Here is a 26952-nt window from a genome sequence, read left to right on the forward strand (position 1 = left end):
GCTGCGACTCGGCCGGGACGCCACTTACTGGTGTCGCTCGCGTCCGGGTCCGATCAGTCGTCGGCCTCGGCCGCGACCTCGTCGTCCGGGTCGGTCGCGACGGCGTCGGCGTCCGTCGCCTCGTCGTCGGTGGCATCCTCGTCCGCCGCCTCCTCGTCGAGCCGCGGGAAGTTCTCGATGGTCGCGTCGCGGAAGGCTTCCTCGTCGAACTCGTAGTCGTTCTGGAAGAAGCCGAGGACGGTCTCCACGTCGGTCATCGCGTTCTTCAGCGCGGTCGACGCGCCCGGCGAGGGCGTGATGTTGAACAGGATGCCGTCCTCGGTGATCTTCGCTTCGCCCATGTCGAGCTCCTTGTTCTCGGTGTCGACGATCTGCGGGCGGACGCCGCCGTACCCCTTCGCGCGGTCGATGTCGTCGACGTCGACGCTCGGGACGACCTTCTGGACGTCCGGCAGGAAGGCGCGCTTGCCGACCACCGGGAGGTCGTACACGAGGTTGCGCACGACGTACGGGAAGAGGATCTTGTCCGAGAGGATGTTGACGTAGCTCAGGACGGAGTCGGGGTTGAAGCCGAACACGTCGACGAAGTCGCTCACCGTCGAGAGGTGACCGCGTTCGAGCGCGGGCACGAGCTTCGCCGTCGGGCCGAACCGGGTGATCCCGTCGTCGTGGACGTCGGCGTCGCCGTGGACCGCCGCGAACGGGAGCTTCTTCATCTGGAGCGTGTACACCTTCCCGTTCAGCAGGTCGTCCGCGAGGAAGAAGCTCCCCGCGACCGGGAGCAGCGACATCCCCTCGCCGTACCCCATCTCCTTGGCGAACTGGAGGCTGTGCGACCCGGCCGCGACGACGACCGCCTCGGCGTCGAAGTCGCCGTCGTCGGTCTCGACGAGGAACCCGTCGCCGCGCTCGTCGACGTTCGTCACGGTCGTGCCGAGGTGGACGGAGACACCCTCCTCCGCGCGGGCGGCGTCGACGAACGACTCCGCGACCGCGCCGTAGTCGACCACGTAACCGTCGGGCGTCTGGAGCGCCTTCAGCTCCGTGCCGGGGTCGCGCCCCTCGACGACCTTCGGCTCCAGCTCTTCGATCTCCTCGCGGCCGATCTCGCGGAGCTTCGGGAACAGGTCGCCGAACCCGTTCTCGCGGTAGCGCTCCTCCAGCTTGGCGACCTCCTCGTCGCCGACGCCGAGGACCATCTTGCTCCGCTTGCTGTGCATCTCGCGGTCGGGGTCTTTCCCTTCGAGGTACCCCGCGAGCAGCTCTGCGCCCTCCTTGACCTCCTCCGCCTTCTCTAAGGTGTAGTTCGTCTCGATGTCCCCGAAGTGGAGGGTCTGTGAGTTGTTCGTCCGGTGGGAGTTGATCGCGGCGATCTCCCGCTCCTTCTCGATCAGCGTGACGTCCTCGATGTCGGTGAACTTCGCGACCGTGTACAGAAGCGACGCCCCGCTGATTCCACCGCCGACGATTACGAGATCGGTGTCAGACATGCGTGGTGAAAGCTCACGTCGTCAGACGACCTCCCCCGTTAACCCTTTTACCATCCATTCCCGAAATCGAGCGGTAGAGAGGCTACAAACGTCGATTAACTGTACGACGATCGTCGAAATATCTGGGGGATTCTCGACCGGTTCGATCGCTTCGTTTCCGCGTCTCCTCACCCGTCTCGTACGGTCCGATACCGCTCTCGGACGGCTTCGAACAGCTCTCGTCCGGCGTCGGTGCGGAGCCGCGGCTCGGTCGTCGCGAAGAACTCGTCGAGGTCGTCGTACTCGCGGAACGCGTCGGGGTCGCCGCGGTCCGGGTCGTACCGGTCGCCGCGCTCGTAGCGGACGGCCTGAAGGCAGGTGTCGAGGAGGTCACACTCCTTGACGAGGCGCGCCTCGGGCGACTCGCGGGCCTCGTACGCCTCCCACGCGTCCCGGACGCGCTCCGGGAGCGGTCCGGCGAGGTCGCGCATCGCGGCGCGCTCGGCGGCGACCTTCGCCTCGCGGTCGGCCGCCTCCGCGGCCGAGTCGCCGCCGTCGCCCGCATCGTCGCCGTCGTCCGCGTCGCTCGCCCGCGTCGCCACGTCGCCCGTCTCGGCCTCGGCGACGTCGTGGACGACCGCGAGCCGGAGCGCGCGGTCGAGGTCGACGCCCGGCAGGTCCGTTGCGAGCCGGTCGCCGAGCGCCACGACGAGATACGCGACCCCCCACGAGTGGGCCGCGACCGACTCGGGGTCGTCGACCCCGCGGAGCTGCCAGCCCGTGCGCCGCTCGTCTTTCAGCTCGTAGGCCGCGAGCACCGCGTCGAGCGCGCGGTCGAGGTCGTCGTCGCGGTCGTCTCTCGTGTCGCGGTCGCCACTGTCGCCGTCGTCGCCCATCGCTCGGATCGGCTACTCGGCGAGCGCCCAACTCCCGTCGCCGACGGGTTCCGCCACGTCTCGCCGGACCATCTCCTCGATAACCTCGTCGAGGCGGTCGGGCTGGGCGACCTCCATCTCGATCCGGCCGATGCCGTGGAACTCCTCCAGGTAGTGGCGCAGGTCGTCGCGCGAGAACGCGGACTCGTCGGCGCGCTCCATCGCGCCCTCCGTGAGGTCGACCATGTCTTCGAGGAAGTTCCACGGGTAGACGACCCACGTCCACTGTTCTAACTGCTCGCCGACGAAGTCCGGCTGGAACTCTGAGGTGCCGAGCAGCTGGAGCGTCGCGGTCCGGACCTCGCCGGCGTCGCGGTCCTCGACGTACTCCTCCGCGCGGCGGATCGAGCCGCCGGTGTCGGCGATGTCGTCGATGATCAGGACGTTCTTCCCCTCCACGCTCCCCTCGGGCATCGGGTAGCGGATCTGCGGCTCGCCGCTCTTCTCGGCGGCCCCCACGTAGTGTTCCATCTTGAGGCTCGTGAGGTCGTTGAGACCGAGGAAGTCGCAGACACAGCGGCCCGCGAACCAACCGCCGCGGGCCAGGGCGACGACCACGTCCGGCTCGAAGTCGGCCCGCTTCACCGCGTCGGAGACGTTGCGGCAGAGCCCGTAGATGTACTCCCAGTTGGTGAGCGTGCAGTCGAAGTCGTCCGGGAGGTCGCTCATACGGGCGTACCTGCCAGCCGCGCGCTCATAAGGGTTTAGCTCCGCCGGCGCGCGGCCGTACCGCTCGGCCGCCGATCGATTGTCGCCAGACGCCGCTCGACTCGTGGCCTGACGCTGCTCGGCCCGTGCCCCGCGCCGTCACCGAAGCGCCGAGATCAGCGCGATGCCGCCCGCGAGCAGCAGCGCGAGCGCGGCCACCGGCTGTCCGCCGCCGACCGCGAGGGTGACCCCGTAGACGAGGCCGGCCGCGACCGAGCCGACGAGCAGGCTCGTCCCCGCGTGGACCGCGACGTTCCGCCGGACCCGCGCGCCGCGGCCGACCTGTTCACCGAGGGCGACGCCGTGGTCGGCGACGTCCCACGCGACCGCCAGTCCGACGGCGGCGACGAGCAGCGACTCGCGGGGCGCGCCGCGGTAGCCCGCGACCCCGATCCCGATCACGCCGACGGCCGCGCCCCACGTCAGGGCTCGCGTCGACCCCCGGAGCGCGCCGCCGAGGAACGCGAGCGCGGCGACCCCGAGCAGCGCCCCGCCGACCGGACTCGCGACCGCGCCCGCGGTCGCCGCGACGCCGGCGGCCGCGAGGCTCGCCACGATCGCCACCGTCGGGGGCCGCGCGTCCGTCTCGTGGAAGTCGGCGGTCGGATCGTCGGCGTTCGTCGCGCCCGTCGAAGCGTCGCCGCTCGTCGCGCCTGCCGAGCCCTCACCGCTCATCGCGCCCGTCGAACTCTCACCGCTCATCGCGACCACCGCCTCGTCGCGGCCGCGACGGCGACCGGGAACGAGCCGTCTCGCCACTCCAGCGCCCGGATCCCGGCCGACCGGAGCGTCCGCAGTCGCTGTCGGCGCTCGAATGCGGTCAGCCGCTCGCCGGCCGTCTCGGCCGCCGTGGGGTCCGGCGAGAGGACCGTCACGAGGTGGCCGTGCGCGTCGATCCGGCGCGCGAGCGACGCCGCGGTGTCGTCCGCGAGCGGCGTGAAAAACAGCACCTGCGCGTCGGCCGGGAGCCGCCGTCGGAACCGCCGGAGCCACAGCGACCGGTAGAACCCCTCGCCGCTCGGGGTCGGTGCCAGCGCCGGGTCGGTGGCGAGCGTCTCGCGCCCCCGGGCCGCGTGGACGGTCCCGCTGCCCGGCGGGAGCCAGCAGTCGAGCGGCGACAGCGCCGCGATCCCCACGCGGTCGCCGCCGTCGAGGAGCGCGGAGAACGCCTGCCCGGCGGCCGCGACGCTCGCCTCCACCGCCGTCTCGGCGTCGGGATCGGGCGCGACGTACGCGGGCTCGCGGGCGTCGACGAGCAGCACGACGGTGGCGGAGCGCTCCTCGCGCAGCTCGACGGTCGACAGCTCGCCCGTCCGCGCCCGGCGGTTCCAGTCGACCCGCTTGAGCGGGTCGCCCCGGCGGTACTCCCGGGTGGCGTGGAACTCGACGCCGGAACCGCCCACGTCGGTCGGCACGCGCCCGTGGTGGACGGTCGTCAGCCCGCGGAGGGGGAGGTCGCCGCCGGCGGACAGCTCCGGCGTACAGGCGACGGTCGTCCGCGCGTCGAGGGCCGTCGTGCGTTCTCGGGCACCGGCCGCGTCGCGCGTGATCGCGGTCAGCGGCTCCCACTCGTGGTCGCCGCGCGCCGCCCGCACCGTGTACTCGAACGCGACCGCCGTCCCCGGTCGAAGCGCGGTCGCGACCCGGGCCGGCCCGTCGACGACCGCCAACCCGGGCGGGACGCCGTCGACGAGCCGGAGGTCCGGGAGGGCCGCTTCCCCGACGTTCTCCGCGCGAACGGTCACGTGGACCTCGTCGCCGGGGGCGGGGGTCTCGTCGCTCACCGACCGCGTCACCGCAAGCGCCGGCGTCGGGGCGTCGCCGGCCCGGGCGTACACGGCGTAGCCGACGCCGACCGCGCCCGCGATCACCAGCGACGACTGCCGGACGACCACGCCGAGTCCGACGAGCGCCAGCGCCGCCCCGGCGATCCCCAGCCACCGGTCCGTCTCGACCACTCGTCGATGCTCCGGATCGATCGGGGTCGCGGGCGACTCCGTCGCGGTCGCGTCGACCTCGGGATCGGTCGGGTCGGTCGAATCGGTCGAGTTGGGTGATCCGGTCGAATCGGCCGAATTGGCAGAGTCGGACGCGACCTCCGCCCCGGAGTCGCTCACGCCTCACCCCCGGACTCGATCCGGTCGATCTCGTCGATCGCCGCCCGCAGCCCGTACCAGTAGCGCGAGCGTCCCCGAACCGTGGCCGACAGGCGGACGCGGAGCGGGTACCGGGTCCGCGCGTCGAAGAACGCGGCGGCGACGGGATCGTCCGTCCACGTCCCGTCGTCGACGGCCGCCTCGGCCGCCTCTCGCGGGCAGTCGCGGTCGCGGGCGACGGTCTCGATCGCCACGCCCCGAACCCGACCGCGGAGGTCGCGGCGGTCCCGATAGCCGCCCGGTCCCGGGCTGGCGACCCGCGCGATCCGTTCGTCGAGGTCCGCGCCGGGCACCGCGGCCGGCGCGCGGCGCTCCGGCTCGCCGGGGTCCGTCGGCAGTCGCCGCCGGTCCCGGCGCGCGTTCGCGTATCGGATCCCCTGAACCACGCCGAGGACGCCGATCAGCGTGACGACGGTCGCGGTGGGGGAGATGGCCGCCGCCACGCCGCGATCGAGCGCCGCGAGGAGGCCGACGGCGACCGCGACTACTCCAGCGACGACGAGGAAGCGCACTACCGGTCACCTCCGTCGGGACCGACGTGCCCGCTCCCGGCGGGTCCGACGTGTCCGCTCCCGGCGGGTCCGCGCGTCACGAATCGCCCCCGTGTCGCTCCTCGATCCGGCGCAGCGCCTCGACGGCGCGGCGCTCGCGGTCGTCGGTCGGGTCCTCGCCGCCGTATCGTACGCGCTCGAAGGCCTCGGTGAGCGCGGTCACCGGCTCCTCGTCGACGCCGGCGTCGACCGCGGCGGTCGCGAACTCGGCGGGCGTCGAGGAGGCGGGGCGGTCGACGTCGAGGACATCGGTCATGTCGCGCCACGCGCGGTACACCTCGTTTTCGGCGTCCGACGACTCGATCCGGTCCGCGGCCTCGCCGGCCGCCCGCCCGATCGCGCCGAGGTCCGGCGGCTCCTCGTCCGGCTGTTCGGGGTCCGCGCTCTCCCCGTCGGTCTCGTCGTCGCCCCCGGCGAGGAGGAGGACGGCGACGCTCGCGACGACCGCTACGACGACCACCAGCGCGAACAGGACCTCCGGTGTCGACGCCGCGCCCTCGCCGCCGCCGACCCCGCCGCCCCCGGGAGCGCCCTCGGGGAACAGTCCCGTCCCGTTGCCGCCGAGACCGATCGACACCGAGACGCTCCCTGCGGCCGACCCGCACGCCGACAGCACCCAGAAGAGGAATCCGATCGGGGCACCGATCACGCCGGCGACGGCGACGCCCGCGAACGGCGACGCGGTGTCCCGATACGTTATTGCGGCGAGCAGCGCCATCCCGAGGAGGAGCGCGGCGACGGCGGGCGGCTCCCTGAGAGACGGCAGGCAGACGCCGGAGGTCGACAGTTCGCCCGACTCCCCCGGCGAGGTGAGGATGCCCGGGTCCCCCTCGCTCTCGCCGACGCTCGGGGCGTCTCCGCCGCCGCCGCCGAACCCGCCGCTGCCGGTGTCGACCGCGGAGTCCAGCGTCGCGGCCGCGACGCCGAGCGCGACGACGGCGAGGAGGGCGACGACGACCGCGGCGAGGGCGTCCCGCTTCACGTCCCCGAATACGCTGGCCGGCAGGAATACCTTTCGGCGACCGGAAAGTAGCGGAGACCGCGACTACGCGTCGTCGCTCCCGTCGACCAGGTCGTCGAGCGGCGTGGTCGGGAACAGCGCGTCGACATCGGGTTCGGGGTCGACGAGGCGGTAGGCGGTCCCGTCGCGCTCGACGACGCCCGCCGCCGCGAGGTGGTCGAGGTGCGAGAACGCCTCGCCGGGCCCGTGGAGGACGTGGATCCCGTCGAGGTCGCCGAACAGCGCGGCCGAGACCTCCCACGCGGTCGCGGGTCCCGACTCGTCGAGAACGCCGATCACCCGGCGCGTCCGGTGGCGGTGGTGGTCGAGGATCGTCGCGGCGCGCCGGCTCGGGTCGTCGATCCGCCAGCGGTGGCCGGGATGGGCGGCGTCGAAGTCGCGGTCGACGATCCGCGCGAGGCTCTCGGCGTAGGCCGCGAGCGCGCCCTCGACGCGCACGTCCGCCCCGCCGACGTTGGGAGTGTACTTCGGGAGCAGCGCGTCGCCCGTGAACGCCTCCTCGGTCGCGTCCGCGCCTGCCACCGGCTCGTGGCCGGGGACCGTCCGCGGATCGAACGCGAACCCGGAGAGTCCCGCGGTGTGGCCGGGCAGGTGGAGGGCTTCGAGTTCGACGCCGCCGGCCTCGATCGTCTCGCCGTCGCCGAACGCCGTCACGTCGGCGGGCCGGCCCGACAGGTCCGTGCTGACTGCGTCGAAGAACGCCGTCAGGCGCTCCCGGTCGGCGTCGGGCATCCCCCACCGCTCGAACGTCTCGCGCCGGAGGTCGCGGTCGGCGAAAAGCGGCGTCTCGCTCCCGTCGACCAGTCCGGCGTCCGCCTCGTGGACGTACACGTCGGCGTCCCCGGCGGCCTGAATCTCGCCCGCCAGCCCCGCGTGGTCCGGGTGCCAGTGGGTGAGCGCGACCGCGTCGACGTCGGCGAAGGCAACTCCGTACTCGTCGAGCCCGTCGACCAACTCCTCGCGTACCTCGGGGAGCGCGACGCCGGTGTCGACGAGCGCGGTCGTCTCGCCGTCGAGCAGGTAGACGTCGTTTTCGCCCTCGAAGACGGTGTTCCCGAGCTGGATCCGTTTCACACCGTCCCGTCGGCGGGCGTCCATTTGAGGGTTGCCACCGCGGAAGCCGGGGAGAACGGGGGCCGTTCAGTCGACCACGTCGACGCCGGTGAACTCGAAGCGCGCACCCCCGCCGTCGGCGTCGGTGACGCGCACGTCCCAGCCGTGGGCCGTCGCGACCGCCTCGACGATATCCAGCCCGAACCCGGTTCCCCCGTCGCTCGTGGTGTATCCCGGATCGAACACCCTCTCGCGGTCGGCCTCCGGAATCCCCGGGCCGTCGTCGGCGACGTAGAAGCCGCCGTCGAGGTCGCCAACGGTCAGCGTTACGCTCTCGCTCCCGTGTTCCACGCTGTCGCCGGACTCTGTCCGGCTGCCAGTCGAGCCATGCTCGACGCTGTCGTCGGGCTCCGCCCGACTGCTCGTGGAACCGTGTTCCACGCTGTTCCGCGCGAGGTTCTCGAACACCTGCCGGAGCCGGCTCCGGTCGGCACGGACCGCGCGGTCGGTCTCGACGCGCAGCGTCGCGTCGGCGGTCTCGACGCCCTCCCAGCACTCCTCGACGAATCCGCGGAGCGGGACGCGCTCCGTCTCGTCGACGTCCTCGCCGTCGCGGGCGACGGTCAGGAGGTCCTCGATGAGGACGTTCATGCGGTTGTGGGCGCGAGCGACGTGGTCGAGGTGTTCGGAGTCGCACTCCTCGCGGGCGAGATCGAGCCGCCCCTCGGCGACGTTAAGGGGGTTCCGGAGGTCGTGTGAGACGATGCTCGCGAACTCCGCCAACCGCTCGTTCTTCTCTCTGAGCGCCTCCTCCCGCCGCTTCCGATCGCTGACGTCGCGGATGACGCCCACGCGATCGAACTCGTCGAACGCCTCGTCGCCGGGCTCGTGGTCGTCGCCGCCCCCGGCGATGAAACTGAACCGCATCTCCACGGGGAACCGCTCGCCGTCCGCGGTGAGGAACTCGTACTCGACGACTCCGTCGTCCCGCTCTCCGGCCGCCATCTCCCGTCTGACCGCTCTCGCCCTTTCGGCGGCCTCCTCCGTGACCCAGTCGTAGATCTGCGTCCCGAGCAGTTCCTCGCGGCCCGCCCCCTTCATCTCGGCGTACCGGTCGTTGACGTACGCGATGGTGCCGTCCGGACGGACGGCGTAGACGGCGTCGTCGATCGAGTCGAGGATCGCCTCGTACCGCCGTAGTTCCTCGTCTCGGCGGTCGGTCCCTGTCATCTGCCGCTTCGGCTCAAGTTACTCGCATGTCGTAATAAAACGGTCGTCACGGGCCCCCGCTTGGCCGCCGCGATCCGTGCGTGCTTTTGCTGCTCGCGCCCGTGTCGAGGACATGGAGTATCAACCGGGCGTCTGCAACATCGGACCGACCCAACAGCGGCGGCGACTCCTCCTCGGCGTCGGCTCGCTCGCGCTCGCCGCGGTCTACGTCGCGGCGGTCGTCGCGCTGGCGTGGCCGCAGTGGTCGCTCGCCCTCTCGGTGTTCCCCCTGTACGGGGCCGCGATGGGCTGGTTACAGTACCGCGAGCGCTTCTGTATCGGCTTCGCCGGCATCGGCGTCTTCGACGTGGGCGAGGGCACGAGCGAGATCCGGAACGAGGAAGCGCTCGCCGCCGACCGCAAGAAGGCGGTCACACTCAACGCCAAGGCAGTCGGGATCGGCGTGGTCGGGACGGTGGCCGTCTACGGCGCATCGCTCGTTCTACTATAAGTAGGTTGTCAGTTCGGTGGTGGTGAATCCGGTCGAAAATCCTGCCGCTCGGCCGCACGCAACTATTCTCGTCGTGACTGAGACCGCCGAAGCCCCAGCCGGTCGGCTGTACGCTGCTGATCTCGTCGCGACTGTGACCGCCGAAGCCCCAGTCGGGAGGACTCGCGCGACTCGTTGCGCTCCTCGCTCGGTCACTTCGCTCCCTCGCTGCGGTGCTTATATCGTCGTGCTTCGTCCTCCCGACTGCCCCTTCGAGTCCCACCCGACCGCACAGCACCTCACGCCTCCCCAGCCTCGTCGCTGGCGGTCGTCGCTTCGCTCGACCGCCAGCGACTCCCTCGCGCGGCGCTCCGTCGCGGTCGCCGGGGGCGACCGCTCGGAGGCGCGCGCCACCGCACAGAATCTCAAGTCAGTTCGGCGTCGCGGTCGGCTCGATCAACACGAACGTGCGTATAGAAAAGCATTAGAACCGGCTCGGTGACCACGTGAGTGAATGAGTCTGTCCGACCCGGACCACGAGCTCGTCGTCGCGGAGCTCGGTCGGGAGCCGACGCCGGCCGAGGCCGCGCTGTTCGAGAACCTCTGGAGCGAACACTGCGCGTACCGCTCCTCCCGACCCCTGCTTTCGGCGTTCGACAGCGAGGGCGATCAGGTCGTCGTCGGCCCCGGTGACGACGCGGCGGTCCTCGCGCTCCCCGACCCCGACGCCGCGGACGCGCCCGCGGCCGAGCGCGACGCCGACGACTACGGCGACACCTACGTCACCTTCGGCGTCGAGAGCCACAACCACCCCTCGTTCGTCGACCCGTTCGACGGCGCGGCCACGGGCGTCGGCGGCATCGTCCGCGACACGATGAGCATGGGCGCGTACCCGGTCGGGCTCCTCGACTCGCTGTACTTCGGCGGCTTCGACCGCGAGCGCTCGCGGTACCTCTTCGAGGGCGTCGTCGAGGGCATCTCCCACTACGGCAACTGTATCGGCGTCCCCACGGTCGGCGGCAGCGTCGCGTTCCACGGCGGCTACGAGGGGAACCCCCTCGTCAACGTCGCCTGCGTCGGCGTCACCGACGCGGACCGACTGGTCACGGCGACCGCGAAGGAGCCGGGCAACAAGCTGGTCCTCGTCGGCAACGGCACCGGGCGCGACGGGCTGGGCGGCGCGTCCTTCGCCAGCGAGGACCTCGCCGAGGACGCCGAGACCGAGGACCGACCAGCGGTTCAGGTCGGCGACCCCTACGCGGAAAAGCGGCTGATCGAGTGTAACGAGGCCCTCGTCGACGAGGCCCTAATCTTGTCCGCCCGCGACCTCGGCGCGGCCGGGCTGGGCGGCGCGTCCTCCGAACTCGTCGCGAAGGGCGGGCTCGGCGCGCGGATCGACCTCGACGCGGTCCACCAGCGCGAGCCGAACATGAATCCGACCGAAATCCTGTTAGGCGAGAGTCAAGAGCGGATGTGCTACGAGGTCGCGCCCGAGGACGTCGACCGCGTCGCGGCGCTCGCGGAGCGGTTCGACCTCGGCTGCTCGGTCATCGGCGAGGTGACGGACGGCAACTACGTCTGCGAGTTCGCCGGTGACGCCGACGAGTCCGAGACGGTGGTCGACGCGCCCGCGGAGTTCCTCGCCGACGGCGCGCCGATGAACGACCTCGCGAGCGAGCCGCCGAGTCAACCCGACCGCGAGCTCCCGGACGACGAGCCGCCGCTCGACGAGGCGGTCGCGGCCGTCCTCTCGGCCCCCTCGACCGCGAGCAAGCGCTGGGTGTACCGGCAGTACGACCACGAGGTCGGCACGCGGACGGCGGTGAAGCCCGGCGACGACGCGGCGCTGCTCGCGATGCGGGAGACGGAAGGCGAGGGGAACGCCGTCGAGGGCGACGATTCCGCCGACGGCGTCGGTCTCGCGCTCTCCTCCGGCGCGAACCCGAAGTGGACCGCGGTCGCGCCGTACGAGGGCGCTCGCGCGGTCGCCGTAGAGAACGCGACGAACCTCGCCGCGACCGGCGCGCTCCCGCTGGCCGCGGTCGACTGCCTCAACGGCGGCAACCCCGAGAAGCCGGACGTGTACGGCGCGTTCAAGGGGATCGTCGACGGGCTGGCGGACGCCTGCGCGGCGCTCGACGCGCCCGTCGTCGGCGGCAACGTCTCGCTGTACAACGACAGCGTCGAGGGACCGATCCCGCCGACGCCGACGCTCGCGGTGCTGGGCACGACGCGCGGCTACTCGGCCCCGCCGACCGCCCTCGACGCCGACCGCGCGGCCGACTCCGAACTGCTGCTCGTCGGGGCCGGCGGCGACGCCCTCGGCGGCTCCGAGTACCTCGCGCACGCCGGCGGGAGCGACCGGTTCCCGACGCTGCCCGACGACTCCGGTGCCGCTGACGACCTCGGCGACCTCGTCGCGTCGCTCGCGGCGGCCGCCCGCCACGAGTCGACGCTCGCGGCCCACGACGTGAGCGAGGGCGGGCTCGCGGTCGCGCTCGCCGAACTGGTGACCGACGAGGCGGGCGTCGACGCGACCCTCCCCGACCGCGTCGCGGCCTTCGACGAGACGCCGGGGCGACTGCTGATCCAGACGACCGACCCCGAGGCGGTCGCGGCCGTGACGGGCGAGCTCCCCGTCTTCCGGATCGGCGACGTGACGACGGACGGGACGCTCTCGCTCGCGGTGGGCGACGAGTCGGTCGCGCTCTCGGCCGACGCGGTCCGCGATCACCGCGACGTGATCGACCGAGAGCTGGCCTAAGCGGTCGCGGCGCGGTCGAGCGCCGTCGTCTCCGAGAAAGACGCGGCATCGAATCTACCGATTTCGACGGCGCGAGAGCGAGCGATACGCTTTTAGGTACTCCTAAAGTATGTGACGGCAACCGCGGGACGCCGGTCGCCCGGTGCCCGCCCCTCATCGATGGCATCCACTGAATCAGTCGGGACGACGCGCTCGGCCGAGTCGGACGACGCGGCGACCGAGGGATCGGACGATCGGTCGGTCGATCATCGGGCGGACTCCGCTTCCGACGACGCGAACGCCGCCTCCGCGGATCCGGTGTTGTCGCTGTCGGGTGTCACGAAGGCGTTCGGCCCGGAGACCGCCGTCGACGACGTCTCGCTCGACGTTCAGTCCGGCGAGCTGCTGACGTTCCTCGGACCCTCCGGCTGCGGCAAGACGACGACGCTCCGCACCATCGCGGGACTCGAGGAGCCGACCGAGGGCCGAATCTCGCTCGACGGCGACGTGGTCGCCGGCGACGGCTCGTTCGTCCCGCCGGAGCGGCGCGACGTCGGTATCGTCTTCCAGAACTTCGCGCTCTTCCCGCACCTCTCCGTCCGCGAGAACATCGCGTTCGGGCTGACCGACGCCGACGCTCCAGAGAGCGAGGCGCGCGTCGACGAACTGCTCGAACTCGTCGAGATGACCGATCACGGCGAGAAGACGCCCGACCAGCTCTCGGGCGGCCAGAAACAGCGCGTCGCGCTCGCGCGTTCGCTCGCTCCCGAACCGGAGGTGCTGCTCTTAGACGAGCCGTTCTCGAACCTCGATGTCCGCCTTCGGGTGGAGATGCGAGAGGAGGTCCGCCGCATACTGAAGGCGGCCGGCGTCACCGCCATCTCGGTGACTCACGACCAGGAAGAGGCGCTGTCCATCTCCGACCGCGTCGCCGTCATGAACGGCGGAAAAATCGAGCAGGTCGGCCGTCCCGAGTCCGTCTTCGAGCGCCCGGAGTCGAAGTTCGTCGCCTCCTTCCTCGGCCGGGCGTCGTTCCTCGAAGGCGAACTCCGCGACGGGAAGGTCAAGACCGGGATCGGTCGTTTCGACGCCGTGACGCTGGAGGGGTACGACACCGTCTACGACGGCGCGCCCGTCGACGTGCTCGTGCGTCCCGACGACCTCCGCGCGACGCCCGCGAGCCCCGAACTCGCCGACGGCGTCGTCACCTCGCGGCAGTACGTCGGCCCCTCGTTCGTCTATCGCGTCGAACTCGACTCCGGTGAGGCGGTCCACTGCCTCCACAACCACGTCGAGGAGTTCGACCTCGACGAGTCAGTCACCCTCGAACTCACCGCCGACCACCCGCTCGCGTGGTACCCGCGGTAGGGCCCCCCAAGCGTCCTCTTTCCGGTCGAAACCCCGAAGTACGAACCTCACCCGGTCCGCACGACGAGCACGGACAGGTCGGAGAACGGGGTCGAATCGCGGCCCGTTCCGCCCGCCGACTCGCGCAACTCGCCGAGCGTCGTCCGGGTCACCGCCTCGTCCGGATGAGTGAGCCGTTCGAAGACGAGCGCGTCGAGTCCGGGGTCACCGCCGGCGTCGACCAGGTGCGCGGCGATATCTCCCGGCATCCAGTCGAACGGGCGCGGCAGGACGAGCAGGTGTCTGTCCCCGACCGCGTCGCCGAGTCGGTCGAGGTCGGCGTCGATCGCTCCCCGCTTGTGGAGGGTGACGAACGCGGCGTCCTCCATCGGCGTCCGTGCGCGACTCGCGGCGACCTGTAGCGACGAGACGCCCGGGATCACCCGCACCGGCTCGTCGATCGCGCGTTCCACCTTCCCGACGAACTGGTAGCCGGAGTGGTTCGGGTCGCCCATCAACACGGCGATGCCGCGGGCTCCGGCCCGGACCCGGTCGGCGAACCGGTCGAGCGTCGCCGCCTCGTCGTCGTATCCGCAGGTCAGCAGGTCGGCGTCGGTTTCGTCGCTCACGTACTCGACGACGGTCTCGAAGCCGACGACGACGTCGGCCTCGCGCAGCGCTCTCGCTCCGCGTCGGGTGAGATACTCCGGGTCGCCCGGCCCGATGCCGACGGCGCACACAGGGTCATTGACCGCGTCGCGGGGCGGTTCGGGTGCTGTCGCGGCGTCGGGTCGGTCGTCGGTCATCGGTCGCCTCCGGCTCAGAACGTGGCGAGGAACGGAACGGCGTACGCGAGCAGCAGTCCGACGAGCGTGACGGCCGCGCCGATGCCGACCTCTCGGCCCCCGAACGCCTGCATCGGGGCAGTCACGCGCTTGTCCGGGTCCGGCTCGTGGGAGTGGTCGTCCATACGGCTGCGTGCGGTCGCCGAGTACAAAAGACCATCTGAACGGCGAGCGCTACAGCGGACCGAGGGGCTCGACCGCCTCCACCAACACGGCGGCGTTGCGGACCGCGACGGCGGCGAACAGCAGCGACGGCAGCCCGTAGCCGACGGCGCGGACCACCGGTGCGAGATGGCCGTCCCGCCGCCATCGCGCGACCGCGAGCGCGCCGATTTCGGTCACCGCGACGATCGCGACGACGACCGCGAACGAGCCGAAGAGGAGTCCGTCGGTGATCCCGAGCCCCTCGAAGACGGGTCGCGCGATCGGGTTCGCCTCGTAGACGGCCGGCGCGTACGCGAGGCCGACCCCAGTCGTGAGCGCGTCCGCGAACTTGGTCGCGAGGAGGAGACACATGCCCGACACCGAGAGGGTGATGCGGTCGTGGCCGCCGGTCTCAGTCGCGCACTCCGGGGGCCGACGCGGCCGTGTTGAACTCCGAGCGGAATCTCGGTCCCGGTCGGCAGACTGGCGAGTCGACGGGGGTCGCGGGCCACCCGGCTTTGTCCCGAGCGAGCGACGGGCTCCCTCCCCCTCCGACTGCCCCGGTCGCCGGTCCCGCTGAGACCGTGCCATCCTCTGTCATATCAGAAGTTCATTTCAGGATAAATAAATTTATGGCAATAACAGAGTCACTCGTGGGACCGTCAGGATAAGACGGGCGACCGTACTGAGCCGGGACTCAGGTCGATTCGAACGACTCCGGCGTTCGGACGATTCCGTGAGTGCGTCCGGTCGTTAACGGAGTTGTAATGTCGACGTGGGATGGTAGCGGGAGTCTGCCAGCGATCGGACGGACATCGACCGACCGAGGGCTCGAACTCTCCGAACGTCGCCGCTCGGTGCGGGTGCACATCGTCGTTTTCGATCAGGGGGATGAAAATCAGTGTCGGCGTCAATCATCGCGTCTCCGATTCGATCACATTCTCACGGGCAGCGTGACCCGCACAGACGACGTCAGGCTTCGGAGAATCGGTCCATCTGCTCCAGTAGGTCCGCCTTGGAGAACGGCTTGATAAGATACGCGTCGGCACCGGCGGACATCGCCGCCTCCCTCGTCTCGTCGTCGACGTGGGCGGTGCTGACGACGATGCCAACGTCGATATCGAAGGCATCGATTTCCTCGATGGCCTCCACGCCACCCTTGACCGGCATGTTGATGTCCATGATGATGACATCCGGCTCGTGTGTGGTCGTATACTGAATCGCCTCGTCACCGTTCGTGGCGGTCGCAACGACGGTGTGCTCCTCGCCGGTAAAGTACTCGATCAGTCTGCTTTGGAGGGGCTCATCCTCGGCGATGACGACATCCATTACCAGCACGTTATCTTGTTCCGCATTAAAACATCTTTTTAGCTCTTAGTCTCACATTCAAATAACATTTTAGTGATCGAAAGTCGGTTCACAAATATCTCGACGACCCAGTTGGCCACGCAGCTGCTCGACTCGTACCCGTGACATTGGTTATTAGGTCGTATCGCGATTTTAAGATATATACAGTTATGTAGCGACAACTCGTTAACTGATAGCCGACAGTCCTGTGGTTGTCTCGCCGGCCGTGTTCCGTTACGTGGTGGTCCAGTCACTCGATCAACCAGATCCGTTTCGCCGAGTCACGTAACGAAAAATCGCGGGTTTCAGTCGCTGTTCTCCGACTAACTCGATGGCTCGCCGGTCAGCGTACCGACGGTGATCCCGTCCAGCAGGTCGACCGTCGCGCGTTCGCTCCCAAAGCCGTCGAGCGAGATCCCGGCGGCGTTTCGGATACTCTCTTTTACGGTATCGCCGTAATCGATGTCTACTTCCAGGTCGATCGTCACCGCCTCTCCGGGTTCGAGGATAATGGCGTCGGCGGGCTTGTCGCGGTCATCACTGATCCCCTCGTCTCCGCCGACGAAGTTGGCATTTGTTTCATCTGTTATCTCGCCGTTGGTGAAATCTCCGTTCACGGCTGGCGAAATCAGCCCGTCCGTGTCGCCGTCGAGGTAATCGTTGCCCGTCGGATCGCTGTTATCGGTGAAAGTGTTCACCCTGAACCGATACGAGTTCCGCGGGATCGTCGGGGTGAGTCCACCCTCTCCGTTGACGTCGATGTCGCCACCGTACTGGCCCGTGCCGGCCGCGCTCGTGTCGAAGTCGGAGTTCCCCCGGTCATACGCGATACCAACCGCAACCGAATCCGTCGAATCGTTTTCGAGAATGAACAGCTCCTCGAACGTGTCCGACGCGCCGAGGCCCGCGACGGCGAACAGTTCGAGGTCGCCGTTCGCTTCGCCGTTCGTGGCCGCGAGCGGCGGCTCGACGTCTTCCCCGCCGAACGCTCCGTCCTCACTGTCGTCGATATCTTCCCCGTCGAAGAACCCTCCCTCGAAATCGTCGGTGCTTACCACGTTATCCGCACTCGTTGCGGCCGGATTCGGTCTGAAGTTGAGCGCTTCCTCGACGACGACGCGGAGGTCCGCGCTCGGCGTCGTCGACGAGTTGAACGCGGCACCCGTGAACGCCGCGCCGCTTCCCATCGCCAGTGCGCCCATTCCGATCAACATGCTGCGTCGCTTTGGCATCAAATATCCACCTACGCGAGAGAACGGGGAGGATCCACTTAATAGTAGGGAGCTTGAAACGACGCAGATTCGGCCTGAATCCGGAGAAAGCCCGGCTTGAAGCCGATCGACGGCCGATTTTATGCGTGATGTTATCAAATAAACACGCGAATGTACTCACGCCGCGCGACGCTCGCTGCCGCCGTCGCCGCGACTGCCGGGCTCGCCGGCTGTCAGGGCGTCGGGATCGAGGTCCCCGGCGTCGGCGGTGGCGACGAACTGGCACAATAGGACCGACGGCGCGAGGTCCTCGACCGATACGAAGCCGGTATTGAGGGGCGCAACGACGGGATCTCGACGCGCAACCGAGCGATCTCCCTCTTCAACGAGGAGCAGTACCAGACGGCGGTCGACGAGTTCGAGACGGCCCGGACGGGCTTCCGGAGCGCGGCGACCGATCTCGAAGCCGCCGTGGAGGCCGCCGCCGAGCTTGATCCCGCCGCCGACTCCGACGGCTCCGGTACGAACACGTCCGATGGCGACGACGGCAACGGCGATGATGGCGACAGCGATGACTCTCCTGATCCTGCCGCGATCTGTGAGCGGACGCTCGCGGAGGTCCAGACCCAGATCGAGGCGACGGACGTGGGACAGGCCGCCGCGGTCGCGGCCGTTGAGGAGGCTGACGGCACGACGATAAACGATCATATTGAGGAGTACCGGTCACTCGTCGAGGAGGCGTCCGCGACCTCGATCACCGAACCGGAGGGGCTCTCGGAGATTCTCGGCTTCTGACGTCGAACAGCGGAATCGCGCCCGATGGCCGTGAAGAAGTTACGATTATCTTAAATATCACCGACCCGAGTGACTGGGTTGTATGATACGTCGTCGGTGCGGGGTCCCGGAGCGCTCGACTACCGGACCGGCGCGTCGGACACGGCTCGGCGTCGCCGTCGGACCGCCGCGGCGACGGGTCGAATGATGTCGCTCACGGGCCAAGAGAAGTACGACGCTCCCGAAAAAGACGAACTCTACGACCTCCTGAGCAGCCACCGCCGGCGGTACGTCCTCCACTACTGTAAACAGACCGAGGAGCCGGTCACCCTCTCGGAGCTCGCCGAACAGGTCACCGCGTGGGAACACGATAAGACGGTTCCGGAGATCACGTCCTCGGAACGCAAGCGCGTGTACACCTCGCTCCAGCAGACGCACCTCGATCGCCTCGAAAACGCTGGACTCGTCGAGTACGACGGCGACGAGGTGTCGCTTACGAGCGACGCGAAGGGGCTCGACGTCTACCTCGATATCGTCCCCCCGCAGTCGATCTCGTGGGGCGTCTACTACCTCGGGCTGTCGCTGCTGGCGGGCGTCGTCCTCGGCGGCGTCTGGGTGGGTTTTGTCCCCACAGAGACGGTTCCCGAACTCGGCTGGGCGGGGCTCGTACTCGTCGCGTTCCTCGTCTCCTCGGTCGCGCACGTGGTACAGATCCGCCGGAACCGACTCGACCAGTTCGAGCGCCCGCCATGATCCGGCTCCGGGGACGCGGACGACTCGTTCGGGTAGAATCTCGACGTTCAAGGGCACCAATACGAAGTGCGTGGAACTCGAAGTCCTACGTAGAGCGACTATTCCACCCTGTCCGCCGGCTGGCGTTCCGATCGTCACGCGTGCGGTCCGGAGGACGCCGAGGCGATCGGTGACGCGACGAACGACGTCGGTCCGAGGATTCAACTTATGGCACGAAAACGTAGCCGGAGCCGAAGCCGGTCGGGCGGTGGGATAAGCCGCCGCTCCGTTCTGCTGCTTCTGGGTGTCGGGACCGCCAGCGCGACCGGCGCGTACACGACCGGCGCGTTTGACTCAGTTTCTGGCGACCGTTCGATCGGCGTCGACACCGCGGGCGACGATACGGCGCTGCTCGGCGTCGACACCGAGGACCGCTCCGGGACCGACGGCGAGACGATCACGCTGTTGGAACTGACGAACCAGTTCGGTCAACCGATCGAGTCGATCGACGCCGAGGTGGTCGGCGGGTCCGACGGGCCGGTCGACCCGAACTCGCTGCGGACGCCGATCGGGTTGGCTCCGGGTGAGTCCGGCGTCGTCGAGGCTGACCTGTCGTGTGAGACCAGCCGCGACACGACCGTCGAGGTCGCGGTCACCGTGACCGGAGCGGACCAGTCGGTCGATCTCACCCGGTCCGTCGACGTGAGCTGTACGGTCCCGGATCGGGGCGTGTGCGCGCCGCGCACGCCGTCGGGTTGTACGGACGCGGAGTTCCCGCCGTGGGGCGGCACCGACTGTAGCGTCGTGATCGACACCACCGGAGAAGTCTCCGAGCGGATCGGCGGCGGGATCGAGGTCGGCGGTGCCGTCGACATCCGGACGGACAGTGCGGTCGATATCACCCATCGCGGGAGCGTCGGTGACTACTTCGGTATCGACACCGACGGCGAGATCGCCTTCTCCATGGGCGGCGGCGCGACGGTCGGCGGTCCACTTCAGCTGTCGACGCCGGACGAGGTGACCGCCGACATCAGCGGAAGCGTTGCCGGCGGATTCTGTGCCGACGAGGCGGGCAACCTCACCGTGACCGTCGGCCGCGGGGGGAGCGTCGGCGGACCGATGTCCCTGACGTCGAACGATGAAGTGACCGTCGATCTGAACGGTAACGCGTCGGTGGGACCGCTTTCTATCGAGGCGTCCAGTGAGGTCGACGTGAGCCTCGGCGGCGGCTCGGAGATCGACGGAGACATCGACATCGAGACGCCCGACGGCGTGAATTTGACGCTGGATGGTAACGAGCGGATCCGTGGCGACGTGTTGATCACGAGCGAAGACGAGGTGGGAATCGAACTCTCCGGTAGCTCGACGATCGAGGGCGACGTGACGATCGACACGCCCGGCGAAGTGGAGATCGAACTCGGCGGTCGCTCGTCGATCGGCGGCGACGTGACAGTCACGAACGAGGACGAGGTGGGGATCGAGCTCGGCGGCAGCTCGTCGATCGGCGGCGGCGCGACGGTCACGAGCGAAGGCGAGGTAGCGATCGAGCTCGGCGGCCGCTCGTCGGTCGGCGGTGATGTCGCGATCGACACCTCGGACGAGGCGTCCGTCTCCGACTGTACCGCGGTGGTCGGGAGCGTCACCCCGCAGAGTGCGTGCGGCGGGTAGTCTCTCGACGACGCCGGTCTACTCGTCCCCCTCGTGTGCGGCCGTGATGAATAACTGGAGCTCCGCGGCCGACTCCGGGAAGTCGGAGATACCCGACTCGGAGCTCGGGAGGAGGTCGACGGAGATCCCGAACCCGACCCCGTCGCCCGGTCCCAGCCCGCCGTCCGGCGTCAGGGTGAACGTCCCGTTCTCCTCGTCGAGGTCGCCGTCGGCGGTGATCCCGAGCGCGGCCGCGACCTCGTCCGCCTCGTCGCCGTCTCCGGCGTCGAACTCGAACCGCAGCTCGTCGTAGCCGATGTTGCCGTCGTTCACGACGCGGACGAGGTCGCCGAACTCCGTCAGCGCGTGTCGGTTCAGGCGCTCGACCGCGATCACGACCTCCCCGTCCTCGGTAGTCACGTACGGCCCGTCGTCGTTGGCGGGTTCGAGCCGGAGGTCCGAGACGACCACGACCCGCATGTCCGCGCCGGCCGACACGCTCGACGTGAACGTCCCGGCAGAGGCGGCAGCGCCGCCGCCGACGGCCGCCGAGGCGAGTCCAATGATCGTCTGTCTGCGTGTCACCATGTGTAGATTTGCGAGGAGTCGTCGGTTGGATCTCCCTAGTGGCCCGGCGGGTTTTGTATTGGCGGTCCTGTCGGGCAGCAAGGCCGGCTTGAACGCCGCGAACGACCCTTTCAAGCCGGGCCAGACGCCGCCGCCGCCGCGTCAAGGGACGCAATACAAAGTGGGTAGGGGGACATTGTGTAGATATGCCCAACAGACGCAACGTCCTGATCGGACTCGGCGGACTGGTCGCCGGCGGCGGCGCGCTCATCGGTACGGGCGCGTTCACGACGGTGGAAGCAGAGCGGACCGTGACGGTGAACACTGCCGGCGACAGTTCCGCGCTCCTCGCATTTGCAGAAGCCGGTGATGGTACAGGCTCGGATGTCGTAAATATCGTCGACGGTCTTCTAACGATCAACTTCGACAACGCCAGCGGTGAGAACGGATCGGGGGATGATCTCGCAGGGGGCGTCAATCTCAACGCGCGGACGACTATCGGTGCCGTGAGCGGCGGTGATCCTCCGGATACAGTGGACACGGCAGCGTTCACAATCACGAATAACGGCTCTCAAACTGTCGACATCAGCTTCGATATCGGGTTTAACGGAAATCAGAACTCACTTCCGAGTGGTACTAATCCAGAAGACATTCTCAAGCTCTGGACTGATGCGAGCGGGACTGAAGACATCGGAGGTGACATCGGGAACCTCGTCGCAACCGATTTGACTGGTTTAGAATCTGGAAACTCCGTTGACGTGGCACTTCAAATCGACACGGTCGGATTCGACAGTACCGATCTCAACACAGATGCCCCGTTGTTCGAGACGGAAGCGACCATCACCGCCACCAACCCACCGTAGAATAACTCTCATTTTCGTCGCTGGTCCTTTGGATATCGAGCGCACCTGATTTTTCAGTACATCCATTTAACAAGCGGCCAAGTATACCCGTACACGAATGCCGCGCCCCCCCGTCGTCCTCATCGTCGAGGACGAACCCAACCTCGCCGACCAGTACGCGGCGTGGCTCGACGACGACTACGAGGTCCGGACCACAATCGACGCCGAGACGGCCCTCGAAGAGTTCGACGAATCGGTCGACGTCGTCCTCCTCGACCGCCAGCTTCCGGACGCCTCCGGGGCCGGACTGCTCGGCCGACTCAGGGCGCGGGACGGCGACTTCGCGGCCGCGATGATAACCGGGATCAAGCCCGACTTCAGAGTCTTACAGCTCGATGTCGACGAGTACGTCACGAAACCCGTCAAGCGCGACGAACTCCGCGCGCTCGTCGAGCGGCTCACGGACCGGCGGGCGGTCGAGGAGGCGGTCGACGGCTACCTCTCACTTCTGGCGAAAAAACGGGCGAGCGAGGCGGACTCTTCCCACGGGGAGCCGGCGTCCGATTCACGGTCCGACTCGTCGTCCGGGGAACTGCTCGCGCGCCGCCGACAGATCGAGTCGCTGCTCGTCCGGCTGGGAACGCCCGCCGACGAGTCCTCGGCCATGTTTCCGGACGACGAAGGGCGCGTCGACGGCACCGGCGAGACCGGGGCGGGAGAGCCGCCGCTCTACCGCTCTCGACCGACCGAGTTCTACGGACTCTGGTTGCTCGCGGCGCTGACGTACGGCGTCGGCGACGTGGTCTCGACGCTGTACGCGGTCCTCGGAGTCACCGGAATCGACGAGGTCAACCCGGTGGTGGGGTCGCTCCTGACGACCTTCGGCATACCGGGCTTTCTCCTCCTGAAGTTCCTTGTCTTTCTTGTGTTGATCTCCGTGAGCGTTCAGGGCGCTCGGACCGCCGACCGGTTCTCGTACTACTGGCCGCCGGTGGTGATGGCGCTGCTCGGCGTGGGTCTCACCGCGTGGAACCTCGCGACGATCGCGGGTGCCGGGTGAGGACGCCGGACTCACAGCCACTTGCGGACCGTCCGGCGAACGGTGTCGACGACGGAGGTGTCGCGGCCGGTGTCGCGGAACCGGAGCGGCTGGAACCCGACGGCGAGCGCGAAGACGACGGTGACGACGACGGCGATCACGAGGTCGATCGCCGCGATCGCGACGACAGGATGGACGGCGTGAAGGGCCACGATAACCGACAGCGGAAGGAGTCCGAGGTACTGGCGCTCGGAGATCGACCGGTAGTAGACGCCGGTCTCGTCGGGCGCGTGGATGGTCGCGGTGGTGCCCGCGCTCTGCCCGCGCCAGATCCAGTGGGTCGTCTCCGCCACCTCGACGCCCGTGCTGGCGGGCTCGATGATCGCCACCTGCGGGAAGACGCCGCTGTTCGAGATGTTGTACGTCACGGTCTGGGATCCCCCTCGTTCGATGGTCGTCGGGTTCGAACTCGGCGACTCCGAGCTCACGACCGTGATCTCGTTGACGCCCGAGGGAATCACCATGCTCGCGGTCGCCGGCACCAAGATTAGCAACAGGATGACGGCGAGCACGAGACCGGCCCGCGTCGCCCCCTTCCGCGACCGCGATCGGTCTCTGCCGCCGCGGTCGCTCCCCAGCAGATCGGCGGCGAAGCTGTACAGCAACAGCAGGACGCCGCCGCCGACCATGAGCGTCTCCACGTTCCCGTCCGCGACCGCGTCGCCGCCCGGGAGGCCGGATAGGACGCCTATCACCGCGCCGAACGCGCCTTGGAGTGCGAGCGCGACGGTCCCGATCGACGGGATGACGACCAACTCGCCGTCGAACTGGAGCGCTACCGAGACGATCTGCGACTCCTGTACCGGTGGCTCATCGCCGTCCTGATCGGTGAACGGATTGGCGTCGCCGCGGGTGACGTATCCCTCGTCGGTCTCGCCGACCACGCGGTGGGTGGTGAGCCCGCCGCCCTGGAGTTCCCGTGCGTCGAAGGTCACGACGTCTCCCTCCTCGATGTCGTCAGCCAGCACCGGGGGGACCGCGACGAACCCGTCGCCCGGTTCGAGCGTCGGCGACATGCTCCCGGTGACGACGAACCCGAGGAGGATCGGCTGGCCAAGCTGCTGACCGACGAGCATGGCGACGATAACGGCCACGAGCGCGAGCGTCGCGACCGAGCCGAGAGACGATCGAAGTTCCATCCCCTATTCGTCGGTGCGTTCGTCGGTCATACGTATATACGCCGCGGCCAAGCCACGTGTGCTGGGCGCGTTCGCTGTCGTCCGATCATCCGCCAAACCGTTCGAACTCCTCCATCGTCGTGTCCGCGTAGTTGATGAGCCAGTCCTCAGCCGGCGAGTCGGGTCGGACGTACACGTAGATGTAGTCGCCGTCGAGGACGGTGCTCACGCCCAGCTGTTCGTCTTTGATCACGCGTTTGTTCGTGTCGATGGCGACGTCGACGAGCCCCTCTAGGTCGTCGACGAGGATGGTCTGCTCGTAGTCGCGTTCGGACGGGAACGTGCCGCGGGTGATCCACTCGGAGAACTCCTGTTCCTGTTGGTGGAGTTCGAGGAGTTCCCGCTCGTCGGCGGAGAGGCCGACACGTCCCGTGCGTCTCGCGTGGACAAGCCCGCCGAGCCCGGCCAGCGCGAGCAGCGACAGGACCACCGGTGCGGTCGACTCGACTGCTCCCGATCTGACGGGCCGTTCGACCGTTCGCGTCTGCGTTTCGGTCTCGTCGACGGTCTCCATCTCGAGAACGCGGAACGTCGTCGGCGTCACCGTGATCGGCATCTCGCTCTCGTAGGTGTGCTCGACCGAGTCACCGTCGATCGTTCCCTCGATATTCGATGTCGAGACGATCCGGATCTCGATGGTTCCTACGGTACCGAGCTGTTGTTCAACCGTGTTGATCGTCTCGTATACGTCCGTAATGACTAGCGTCGCGTTGACCGTGTGTGGTGTCCCCGGATCGAGCCCCGTCGCGGTGCCTGTCGCGAGCGGCTCCGAGTACTCCCAGAGAGTCGTTTCGCCCTCGATCCCACGGTACTGAACCCGCGTCTCCGTGTTTACCTGTACCGCACCGTCGTTGGCCGCGTACTCGTACCGATAGCTGACGTCGACCTCCTCGGACAGCCTCGTGTAGTACACCGGGCGGTTCGTGACGCGCTCGCCCTCGTCGAAGGGGATCGACTCGTTCACGATGACCGAGCTGTGTTCGTAGCTCGTGGTCTCGGACCACCGCTCGGTCGTCACCTGATCGGTCTCGACGGTCTCGGTGGCGTGAACCTGATACGCCCACGTGCCGCCCGCGACCGCGACGACGAGGAGTGCGACGGCGACGACGAGGAACCACCGATCGAGCAGCGCCCGTATCCGGACTGAGCGGTCGATCTCGCCCATCCGATCACTCCAGTCGGACGCCGACCGAGTCGATCGAGACGACCTCGTCGAACAGCGGCTTGAGCGTGTTGACGTTCTGCGGGTCGCCCGCACGCGGGTCGACGTGGAAGTGCGCGATCACGCCCGCTCCCTGAAGCGTCCCGAGGAAGACGTGGAGGAACCGGAACGCGCTCTGGACGTCCTTGTACTTGAGGAGGACGTTCACCGAGTCGTAACACACGACGATCCCGTTGTCGTCTTCCGCCCAGCTCTCGACGGTTCCCGAGATGAGGATCCCGAGCCGGGTGATGTCGTTCGGATTGTTGATCGAGGCGACTTCCACCTCGTCGCGCACGTCGTCCGGAACGGACTGTGAGTAACCGATCGCGACGAGTTTCGTTCGGTGTGCCGCGCTCGCGATCGCTTCGAGCTGCTCGGGATCCATTCGGCGGTATCTGACGAGGAGTACGTCGCGCGCGGTCGCCGCCGTTTCGAGGCCGAGCAGGTCCCGACAGGCGGCGTGTTTTCGCTCGTCCTGTGACCCGCACTCGACGAGGGCGCTCGTTCCCGGCTCCAGATCGAGTCCGGCCGGCCGTTGGTAGCTCTCCTCGGGCCCAGCGGCAAGGTCACCGCCGCTCGTCGACGCGGTCCCGCCGCGCAACAGCGGCTCCGACTGACCCTCCTCCGTCGTACCAGACTCCGGAGACGCCCTCGAAGTGCCCTCGCGACTGTCCTCACGGTTCCACAGTCGACGACGCTCGGAGCGTTCTTCCCCCTCATCGTCCCCACGCGAGTCGTCGTCCCCACGCGAGTCGTCGTCCCCACGCGAGTCGTCGTCCCCACGCGAGTCGTCGTCCCCACGCGAGTCGTCGTCTCCACGAGAGTCGTTTTGCCCGGCCGCGTCGGCAGTCGACTCGGTCTCGGCGTCTCCGTTCCGCTCGGACGCGTCGGCGGGAACGGCGTCGTCCGGGTCGTCGTCCGCCGTCGCGTCCGGTTCGCTGAGAGACGCCTCGTCGTCCGCTCTGTCGTCATCCCAGACCCGGCGACCGGCCGACGCATCGTCGATCTGCGCCTGCTCGTCTCTCCGCCCCTCGTCGTCGGCCTCGCCGTCGGACGCCTCGGCGGGCCCTCCGTCGCGTCCGGACTCCGTCGACTCGCGCGTGTCGCGCTCGTTGTCATCCCCGATCCACTCCCACGAGTCTGCCGGACCGTTCCCGGACCGCTCTTCCGTGTCTTCCGGTCCGGCTGAGTCCGTTCCGTCGACGTCGTTCTCGCCGCCGTCGCTCCCGTCGGCGTCAGCCTCGGTCGACCCGTCCGAGCCGGACGAGGTCGATCCCTCAAGCCGCTCTCTGAACTCGCCGAACCGCGACGATCGGTCGTCCGTCCCGGTCACTTCCGTGTCGGGCTCGTCGGCTTGTCGCTTACCGTCGTCGCGCTCGTCGCTCATCGTCGACACCGGTCCGCTCTCCGGGCGATCACAGAGTCGTTCGGAGCGTGTCCGCTCGGTCGCACGACGGGTTCCGGCGGTCGCGACGGGACGCGTCCGGTCATGGGCCGGCTCTCGGCCCGCAGGGTGGACGTGGACGCCGCTGCGGGTACTCCGCTCGGTGTCTGTCCGTCGATCGACGCGGCCGGTTCCCTCATTCCAGCGGTCTGATACCAACTATGGTGACGCAAATGATAAATATATCGTCCGAGCGCGAGCGGCGTCCCCTCCGCGTTTCTGTTCGGATCGGGCGC

General features: G+C 68.6%; 26 protein-coding genes. 8 read left to right on the forward strand and 18 right to left on the reverse strand.

Annotation, left to right across the window (positions count from 1 at the left end; translation table 11 throughout):
- Nucleotides 1-53 precede the first annotated feature (53 nt).
- From QOL69_RS11545 to QOL69_RS11585, 9 genes are all read right to left on the reverse strand, one after another.
- Nucleotides 54-1490, reverse strand: coding sequence for an FAD-dependent oxidoreductase (locus QOL69_RS11545; protein WP_283403279.1), 1437 nt, complete (start codon nt 1488-1490; stop codon nt 54-56).
- A 167-nt stretch (nt 1491-1657) separates the two neighbouring features.
- A complete protein-coding gene (locus tag QOL69_RS11550) occupies nt 1658-2365 on the reverse strand; it encodes an HD domain-containing protein (RefSeq protein ID WP_283403280.1) in 708 nt (235 codons plus the stop codon).
- Nucleotides 2366-2377: 12 nt separating this feature from the next.
- Nucleotides 2378-3073 (reverse strand): phosphoribosyltransferase, encoded by a 696-nt coding sequence (locus QOL69_RS11555; RefSeq protein WP_283403281.1) that lies wholly within the window; start codon nt 3071-3073, stop codon nt 2378-2380.
- Between the two features lie 138 nt (nt 3074-3211).
- Nucleotides 3212-3871, reverse strand: a complete 660-nt coding sequence (locus QOL69_RS11560) for a DUF7519 family protein (protein ID WP_283403282.1) — start codon at nt 3869-3871, stop codon at nt 3212-3214.
- Complete coding sequence (locus QOL69_RS11565; protein ID WP_283403283.1) at nt 3811-5229, reverse strand: DUF58 domain-containing protein; 1419 nt, start codon at nt 5227-5229, stop codon at nt 3811-3813. Before QOL69_RS11565 ends, QOL69_RS11560 begins: the two co-directional genes overlap by 61 nt.
- Nucleotides 5226-5780 (reverse strand): DUF7269 family protein, encoded by a 555-nt coding sequence (locus tag QOL69_RS11570; protein WP_283403284.1) that lies wholly within the window; start codon nt 5778-5780, stop codon nt 5226-5228. Before QOL69_RS11570 ends, QOL69_RS11565 begins: the two co-directional genes overlap by 4 nt.
- A 76-nt stretch (nt 5781-5856) precedes the next feature.
- A complete protein-coding gene (locus QOL69_RS11575) occupies nt 5857-6801 on the reverse strand; it encodes a DUF4129 domain-containing protein (RefSeq protein ID WP_283403285.1) in 945 nt (314 codons plus the stop codon).
- 63 nt (nt 6802-6864) lie between these two features.
- Nucleotides 6865-7914 (reverse strand): MBL fold metallo-hydrolase, encoded by a 1050-nt coding sequence (locus QOL69_RS11580; RefSeq protein WP_283403286.1) that lies wholly within the window; start codon nt 7912-7914, stop codon nt 6865-6867.
- Nucleotides 7915-7980: 66 nt separating this feature from the next.
- Nucleotides 7981-9123 (reverse strand): two-component system sensor histidine kinase NtrB, encoded by a 1143-nt coding sequence (locus QOL69_RS11585; protein ID WP_283403287.1) that lies wholly within the window; start codon nt 9121-9123, stop codon nt 7981-7983.
- Nucleotides 9124-9235: 112 nt separating this feature from the next.
- On the opposite strand from QOL69_RS11585, the gene QOL69_RS11590 reads away from it, so the two are divergent.
- The 3 genes from QOL69_RS11590 to QOL69_RS11600 all read left to right on the forward strand — a co-directional run bounded on the left by QOL69_RS11590 (nt 9236) and on the right by QOL69_RS11600 (nt 13703).
- Nucleotides 9236-9613: a hypothetical protein gene (locus tag QOL69_RS11590; protein WP_283403288.1), complete on the forward strand. Its 378-nt coding sequence runs from the start codon at nt 9236-9238 to the stop codon at nt 9611-9613.
- A 493-nt stretch (nt 9614-10106) separates the two neighbouring features.
- Entirely contained in the window at nt 10107-12356 is a 2250-nt protein-coding gene (gene purL / locus QOL69_RS11595; RefSeq protein WP_283403289.1) for a phosphoribosylformylglycinamidine synthase subunit PurL, read from the forward strand.
- A gap of 159 nt (nt 12357-12515) precedes the next feature.
- Nucleotides 12516-13703, forward strand: a complete 1188-nt coding sequence (locus QOL69_RS11600; protein WP_283403290.1) for an ABC transporter ATP-binding protein — start codon at nt 12516-12518, stop codon at nt 13701-13703.
- Nucleotides 13704-13750: 47 nt separating this feature from the next.
- Here QOL69_RS11600 and QOL69_RS11605 read toward each other — a convergent pair whose 3' ends face one another.
- The 5 genes from QOL69_RS11605 to QOL69_RS11625 form a co-directional block, all read right to left on the reverse strand.
- Nucleotides 13751-14488: a cobalt-precorrin-7 (C(5))-methyltransferase gene (locus QOL69_RS11605; protein WP_283403291.1), complete on the reverse strand. Its 738-nt coding sequence runs from the start codon at nt 14486-14488 to the stop codon at nt 13751-13753.
- A gap of 14 nt (nt 14489-14502) precedes the next feature.
- Nucleotides 14503-14652 carry a DUF7550 family protein gene (locus QOL69_RS11610; RefSeq protein WP_195155733.1) on the reverse strand — a complete coding sequence of 50 codons (150 nt, stop codon included), beginning with the start codon at nt 14650-14652 and terminating at the stop codon, nt 14503-14505.
- A gap of 49 nt (nt 14653-14701) precedes the next feature.
- Nucleotides 14702-15043 (reverse strand): DUF5658 family protein, encoded by a 342-nt coding sequence (locus QOL69_RS11615; RefSeq protein WP_283403292.1) that lies wholly within the window; start codon nt 15041-15043, stop codon nt 14702-14704.
- 600 nt (nt 15044-15643) lie between these two features.
- Nucleotides 15644-16000: a response regulator gene (locus QOL69_RS11620; protein WP_283403293.1), complete on the reverse strand. Its 357-nt coding sequence runs from the start codon at nt 15998-16000 to the stop codon at nt 15644-15646.
- 341 nt (nt 16001-16341) lie between these two features.
- Nucleotides 16342-17250 (reverse strand): hypothetical protein, encoded by a 909-nt coding sequence (locus tag QOL69_RS11625; protein ID WP_283403294.1) that lies wholly within the window; start codon nt 17248-17250, stop codon nt 16342-16344.
- Between the two features lie 450 nt (nt 17251-17700).
- On the opposite strand from QOL69_RS11625, the gene QOL69_RS11630 reads away from it, so the two are divergent.
- The 3 genes from QOL69_RS11630 to QOL69_RS11640 all read left to right on the forward strand — a co-directional run bounded on the left by QOL69_RS11630 (nt 17701) and on the right by QOL69_RS11640 (nt 20403).
- A complete protein-coding gene (locus tag QOL69_RS11630) occupies nt 17701-18024 on the forward strand; it encodes a hypothetical protein (protein WP_283403295.1) in 324 nt (107 codons plus the stop codon).
- Between the two features lie 186 nt (nt 18025-18210).
- Nucleotides 18211-18756: a DUF7344 domain-containing protein gene (locus tag QOL69_RS11635; protein WP_048077091.1), complete on the forward strand. Its 546-nt coding sequence runs from the start codon at nt 18211-18213 to the stop codon at nt 18754-18756.
- Nucleotides 18757-18963: 207 nt separating this feature from the next.
- The gene (locus tag QOL69_RS11640) at nt 18964-20403 is read left to right on the forward strand and encodes a hypothetical protein (protein WP_283403296.1); all 1440 of its coding nucleotides are present in this window, start codon (nt 18964-18966) and stop codon (nt 20401-20403) included.
- Nucleotides 20404-20421: 18 nt separating this feature from the next.
- Here the strand turns inward: QOL69_RS11640 and QOL69_RS11645 are convergent, their stop codons facing one another.
- Nucleotides 20422-20970, reverse strand: a complete 549-nt coding sequence (locus tag QOL69_RS11645; protein WP_048077003.1) for a hypothetical protein — start codon at nt 20968-20970, stop codon at nt 20422-20424.
- A 185-nt stretch (nt 20971-21155) separates the two neighbouring features.
- On the opposite strand from QOL69_RS11645, the gene QOL69_RS11650 reads away from it, so the two are divergent.
- Both QOL69_RS11650 and QOL69_RS11655 read left to right on the forward strand, forming a co-directional pair.
- A complete protein-coding gene (locus tag QOL69_RS11650) occupies nt 21156-21812 on the forward strand; it encodes a hypothetical protein (RefSeq protein WP_283403297.1) in 657 nt (218 codons plus the stop codon).
- Nucleotides 21813-21909: 97 nt separating this feature from the next.
- Nucleotides 21910-22851: a response regulator transcription factor gene (locus tag QOL69_RS11655; protein WP_283403298.1), complete on the forward strand. Its 942-nt coding sequence runs from the start codon at nt 21910-21912 to the stop codon at nt 22849-22851.
- Between the two features lie 11 nt (nt 22852-22862).
- Here QOL69_RS11655 and QOL69_RS11660 read toward each other — a convergent pair whose 3' ends face one another.
- The 3 genes from QOL69_RS11660 to QOL69_RS11670 form a co-directional block, all read right to left on the reverse strand.
- Nucleotides 22863-24029, reverse strand: coding sequence for a signal peptidase I (locus tag QOL69_RS11660; RefSeq protein WP_283403299.1), 1167 nt, complete (start codon nt 24027-24029; stop codon nt 22863-22865).
- Between the two features lie 85 nt (nt 24030-24114).
- Nucleotides 24115-25233 (reverse strand): DUF5305 domain-containing protein, encoded by a 1119-nt coding sequence (locus QOL69_RS11665; protein ID WP_283403300.1) that lies wholly within the window; start codon nt 25231-25233, stop codon nt 24115-24117.
- Nucleotides 25234-25237: 4 nt separating this feature from the next.
- Nucleotides 25238-26659, reverse strand: a complete 1422-nt coding sequence (locus tag QOL69_RS11670) for a DUF7504 family protein (protein ID WP_283403301.1) — start codon at nt 26657-26659, stop codon at nt 25238-25240.
- Nucleotides 26660-26952: the final 293 nt, after the last annotated feature.

The sequence above is a fragment of the Halorubrum sp. DM2 genome (genome assembly GCF_901686465.1).
Lineage (GTDB): Archaea > Halobacteriota > Halobacteria > Halobacteriales > Haloferacaceae > Halorubrum.